The organism is Methanomassiliicoccales archaeon, assembly GCA_029907465.1.
Taxonomy (GTDB): domain Archaea; phylum Thermoplasmatota; class Thermoplasmata; order Methanomassiliicoccales; family JACIVX01; genus JACIVX01.
The window spans coordinates 1-1,740 of sequence record JARYLV010000041.1; the positions used below are offsets into that span (position 1 = coordinate 1).

The 1,740-nt window shown below is 44.3% G+C and carries 2 protein-coding genes; one reads left to right on the forward strand and one right to left on the reverse strand.

The window, feature by feature from the left end; genetic code table 11:
* Nucleotides 1–252: tetratricopeptide repeat protein (locus QHH00_08480; protein ID MDH7509406.1), on the reverse strand; the 252-nt coding region annotated here is incomplete at its 3' end.
* Between the two features lie 67 nt (nt 253–319).
* Here QHH00_08480 and QHH00_08485 point away from each other — a divergent pair.
* Nucleotides 320–1,381, forward strand: coding sequence for an IS5 family transposase (locus QHH00_08485; GenBank protein MDH7509407.1), 1,062 nt, complete (start codon nt 320–322; stop codon nt 1,379–1,381).
* The last annotated feature ends 359 nt before the right edge of the window (nt 1,382–1,740 follow it).

Sequence of the window (1,740 nt, forward strand, 5' to 3'; positions counted from 1 at the left end):
GCCTCTGTTGCCCCAAAGCGTTACATCCCTGGGATAATGCTCGATGGCTGCATCATAGGACTTTATGGCTTCTTCATATCGGCCTAGCTTCGCAAATGCCAGACCACGACGGTTCAGGAGATTGGGATCTCGTGGAAATAGTTTGAATGCTTTATTGTAGTACTCGATGGCACCCTCAAGATCGTTCTTCTCGAAAAGTGCATCGCCCTCTTCCATCCAGCCGTATGCAATTCTTGCATCTGAGGAAGACATAATAGAGGATTTCGAAAAACCTTTCTATCGTTAACTATATATACTATTAATACTATAATATAGTTTCATGAGGACTTTGATTGATCATGCGATAAGAGTGGAGTACGAACGGGTTAAAGAACTCGGTGATCCTTTATCGGAAATCGGATCGCAGATCGACTGGAAGCGGTTTAGATCTTTAGAGCCGCATATGTATAAAAACAAAACTAGCCGCGGAGGACGTCCCAATATCGATCTTGTAATTATGGTGAAGCTGCTCGTACTTCAGCATTGGTATGGGTTTTCAGATCCCGAACTAGAGCGACAAGTGGCAGACAGATTCTCTTTCCGGATCTTTCTTGGCACTACGGAAGTGGTTCCGGATTTCAGCACAGTCTGGCTATTTCGCGAGCGTCTGATCAAGAGCGGCAAATATGGAGATCTGTGGAAGGAGCTTCAGAGGCAGATGGATGAAAAGGGTTTCAAAGTAATCCAGGGCACAATTCAGGATGCAACCTTCATTACAGCCGATCCAGGTCGAAAAAGGAAAAAGGACGATGATGGTAGCGAAGACAAAAAAGGAGATCAAGCTTCAGGAGAGACCGAAGCAGTCCCGGTTCAAGAGTTTGATAAAGGTCTTCTAGATATTTCAAATAGCATCATCGAAGATAAGGCAAAACCGAAGAGATCCCGTGAAGGGCCAACAAATGAAGGAACGTGGGCGAAGAAAGGTTCCAAAACCTTCTTTGGCTACAAAGGTCATGCATCAATCGATACCGAGTACCACCTTATCAGGAACGTCGAAACAACGACTGCTTCCGTGCACGATAGTCAGGTTGACCTTGGAATCGAAGGAGTACCGCGTTATGCCGACAAGGGATATGACGGCGCCAAAACACGAGGTTACGATGCAGCCATGAAAAAAGCTACAAGAGGTCACAAGTTGGGAATCAGAGATCATCTCCGCAATAGCAGAATCAGCAAGAAGCGATCGCATATCGAAAGATGCTTTGCTGTTATGAAGCGCGGTCATAATGCTGGCCATGTTTTAGTCACGACCGTAGCTAGGGCAGGGATAAAGTTCATGATGAATGCGTTCGTTTATAACATAACACAATTAAAATATCTTGCAAATAAAAACCTGACCTAGCGGAAGCTATCAAGAGTAAAGCAAGAGATAGAGATGAATAAGGGGAATTGCAGTCCAAAAATCCAATTTGGAGGAAAATCATGAAGAAAAACAGCTATGGCGATTGAAAATATTAACGTGGGAATTTAAAACCGCATCAACTCCTTCTAAATCGAAGCCCTCAGAAGCAGAAAATTTTGTTATATATACGGATGACAGTTCGGAAATTGAGACGAAGCCCGCGATTCAATCGTATCTTTCTCGATTCAGGAAGGAACTAACAAGTAGAGCCGAGTGCAACCATGGTTCTTATCCCTGGTGGCGCCTCCAGAGGCCTAGAGAACGACAGTTAATGCTAAGTGGAGAGCGAATTCTTGTAC